Source organism: Corynebacterium sp. S5S1 (genome assembly GCF_001913985.1).
In the GTDB taxonomy this organism is placed as follows: domain Bacteria; phylum Actinomycetota; class Actinomycetes; order Mycobacteriales; family Mycobacteriaceae; genus Corynebacterium; species Corynebacterium marquesiae.
In genome coordinates this window covers 1-3430 of record NZ_MKXT01000062.1, presented here as the reverse complement: position 1 = coordinate 3430, position 3430 = coordinate 1, and the positions used below count along the sequence as shown (strand labels likewise).

4 protein-coding genes are annotated in these 3430 nt (G+C 55.8%); 3 read left to right on the top strand and 1 reads right to left on the bottom strand.

Annotation, left to right across the window (positions count from 1 at the left end; genetic code table 11):
* Positions 1–259: 259 nt before the first annotated feature.
* The 3 genes from trxB to BKN05_RS11725 all read left to right on the top strand — a co-directional run bounded on the left by trxB (position 260) and on the right by BKN05_RS11725 (position 2917).
* Positions 260–1183, top strand: a complete 924-nt coding sequence (trxB, locus tag BKN05_RS11735; protein WP_018120662.1) for a thioredoxin-disulfide reductase — start codon at positions 260–262, stop codon at positions 1181–1183.
* Between the two features lie 124 nt (positions 1184–1307).
* Positions 1308–1631: a thioredoxin gene (trxA, locus tag BKN05_RS11730; RefSeq protein ID WP_018120663.1), complete on the top strand. Its 324-nt coding sequence runs from the start codon at positions 1308–1310 to the stop codon at positions 1629–1631.
* 101 nt (positions 1632–1732) lie between these two features.
* Positions 1733–2917: an N-acetylmuramoyl-L-alanine amidase gene (locus BKN05_RS11725; protein ID WP_026167893.1), complete on the top strand. Its 1185-nt coding sequence runs from the start codon at positions 1733–1735 to the stop codon at positions 2915–2917.
* Positions 2918–3006: 89 nt separating this feature from the next.
* Here BKN05_RS11725 and BKN05_RS11720 read toward each other — a convergent pair.
* The coding region (locus tag BKN05_RS11720; protein WP_502686336.1) for a ParB/RepB/Spo0J family partition protein at positions 3007–3430 on the bottom strand (424 nt) is incomplete at its 5' end.

Here is a 3430-nt window from a genome sequence, read left to right as displayed (position 1 = left end):
ACAGCATCTTCGAGGTGGCCAAGCACCAAGGGGTAGCGCCGGGGACTGTGAAGTCGCGGCGTTGGCGGGCGCGTCAGGCGGTTCGCGAAGCCGTGGAAAACGCGCAAGCTAGCTCATAATTCCTCCGGTTAGTTGCCACGACAACCAATGAGGCCAAGGACACACCGTCGACAAGCGTGTGCACCCGGTTCAACACCAAGCTGTGCCCGTGAATGCGCGTAGAATATCGGACACACATGCACAGCAACGGAGGAAAATAATGATCGTTCACGATGTCGCCATCATTGGTTCTGGCCCCGCAGGTTACACAGCTGCGCTTTATGCCGCCCGCGCTGAACTCAAACCCATTGTTTTTGAAGGTTATGAGTACGGCGGCGAGTTGATGAACACCACCGAGGTGGAAAACTTCCCTGGTTTCCAGAAGGGCATCATGGGCCCTGAGCTGATGGAAGAAATGCGTGCCCAGGCGCAACGGTTCGGCGCGGATCTGCGCATGGAGTTAGTAGACCGCGTTGAACTCGACGGTGAGATCAAAAAGATCATCGTGGGTGATGAAGAATTTGCCGCCCGCAGTGTGATCTTGGCGACGGGATCGGCACCGCGCCACCTCGGCGTCGAAGGCGAGAAGGCACTAACCGGTCGTGGAGTGTCCACCTGCGCTACCTGCGATGGCTTTTTCTTCCGGGATCACGATATCGCGGTCGTCGGTGGTGGCGATTCCGCAATGGAGGAAGCTACTTTCCTCACCAAATTCGCCCGTTCGGTGACGATCATTCACCGTCGCGAAGGCTTTTCTGCCTCGCCGATCATGCTGGAGCGCGCCAAGGACAATGAGAAGATTTCTTGGGAGCTCAACAAGACCGTGGACGCTATTCACGAATCTGCTGGCAAGGTCTCTGGTTTAACTTTGCGCGATACTCAGACCGGCGAAACCAGCCAGCTGGATGTCACGGCATTGTTTGTCGCCATTGGTTCCGATCCACGCACAGACCTGGTAAAAGGCCAGGTTGATCTTGAAGAATCCGGCTACGTCAAGGTTAATCACCCTCACACGCACACCAATATTGCAGGCGTGTTTGCGTGCGGTGACTTGGTCGATGATCACTATCAGCAGGCAATTACCGCCGCTGGTTCTGGTTGCCGCGCAGCCATCGATGCTGGCGAATACCTGGCTGCTCAATAAGATTTTTCGCAATGTTGGGCTAATCGCCGCGGCGCGCGTTTTCGCGCGCTGTGGCAGTACTCAGTTGTGACTACACTAGAGTGCGCAGTAATTCTTTATAGAAAGTCACGAGGTGACAAACCACATGAGCAACACAATTGATATCACGTCCCAGACGTTTAAGTCTGAAGTTGTGGAATCTGACGTCCCAGTCATCGTTGATTTCTGGGCGCAATGGTGTGGGCCGTGCAAGAAATTGGGCCCAGTTCTGGAAGAACTCGCCGAGGAGTACGACGGCAAGATCAAGGTAGCCAAAGTCGATGTTGATGCAGAACGCACCCTGGCTGCAATGTTCCAGGTGATGTCGATTCCTTCGGTGATGATCTATTCGGGCGGTTCCAAGGTGGATGAGTTCACTGGCAATCTGCCGAAAAAGCAGATCGTCAGCAAGATCGATGCAGTTCTGTAAACCCGGCAGCACCGTAGGTAACACAGTCTGTATCTGATGCGATTTCAGCAACGAACTATGAACATCACATCCATGGCGATCACGCTGCACGAGGGAGCGTTGTGACGGAAGTATTGAAGGTCGGCGATTCGTCCGCTCGCGTAGCCGAAGCACGCGCCACCCTAGCCAGGCTGGGCATGCTTGCCCATTTCGATGGTGACGTGGCCGACTGGAAAACCCAGAAATTCAGCGAGGAAGACAAGTACTTCACTGCCGAATTAGCCCACGCGCTGAAGGCATTTCAGCAGTCACGTGGGATCATCCCCTCGGGCACGATCGACGAGATCACTCTCCGGGAGTTGCGCCATGCCTCGTACACCTTGGGTGCACGCGTGTTGTCCTTCCAACCCGGACAGGAATTGTTTGGCGACGACGTCGCCCAGCTGCAACGCCAGTTGCAGGAACTAGGTTTTTACAGCCACAACCTCGACGGTCACTTTGGGCCCAATACCCACGAAGCGTTGAGTAATTACCAGCTCAACTCTGGCTTGCAGGACGACGGCATCTGCGGGCCCAACACGGTCCATTCATTGTCGCTGTTGGGGCGCCGCATTTCGACGGGCGGTTCCACCCAAGCTATCCGGGAACGCGAATGGGTCCGCCGTGCGGGACCGAAACTCGCGGATAAGCGGGTGGTCATTAACCCTGCCCTGGGCGGGGCACACAAGGGTGCTACGGTGCGTGGGCGTTTTGGTGAAATCACTGAGGAAGAAATCCTGTGGGATCTTTCCTCCCGCATCGAAGGGCGCATGATTGCTGCTGGTGTGGAAACGATTATTTCGCGTCCGCGCATGGATGATCCCAGCGAGCGGGAACGTGCCGATATCGCGAATGCTTTTGGTGCGGACCTCGTGATTAGTCTGCACTGCGATCACTACCAGAACGAGAAGGCGCATGGCGCTGCGACGTTTTATTTCGGTTCAAATTATGGTTCGTCGTCGTTGATCGGCGAGAAGCTTTCTGGTTTTGTGCAGCGGGAAATCGTTGCTCGTACTGATCTGCAGGATTGTCGCAATCACGCACGTACCTGGGAAGTACTGCGTTTGCCGCAGATGCCAACTATTGACGTGGTGTTGGGGTATTTGACGAACCCGCAGGACGTCAACATCTTGACCCAGCCACAACACCGCGACGCCATCGCCGAAGCCATCGTGGTTGGGGTCAAGCGCCTGTACCTGTTGGATCAGGATGATATGCAGACAGGCACGTATGATTTCGCGGAGTTACTGCGCGCAGAACAGTCCTAGTGCTCTGGTCTTTAACCAAGCACCGCACATCGGCAACACCCAACACCTACGCAGGCCACTAGGCCCACGACCCTAGGCACAGGAGAACCTTAAGATTCTTCGGTGCCGTGCGTTCCGTGCGCACCTTCGATCAGTTCCATGATGCGCTGGAAATCTTCTTGGTCGCCGAATTCCACCACCATTTTGCCTTTGCGCTTACCCATGGACACTGTCACTTTGGTGTCCCACTTGTCGGCGAGGCGCTCGGCGGTGTTCGTGAAGAATTCCGGCTGTGGCGCCGGTGCATTTTTCTTCTTCGCCGCAGGCTTTTGTCCCTTATTCAGCAATACGACGGCTTCTTCCGTGCCACGCACGGACAAGCCTTCCGCAACAATGCGTTCGGCAAGCTGCGACATGTGTTCTTTTTCCTGCAAGCCCAACAACGCGCGGGCATGCCCGGACGAGAGCACTCCGGCATCCACTCGGCGTTGCACATCAACTGGCAGGCGCAGCAGGCGCAGCGTATTGGTGATT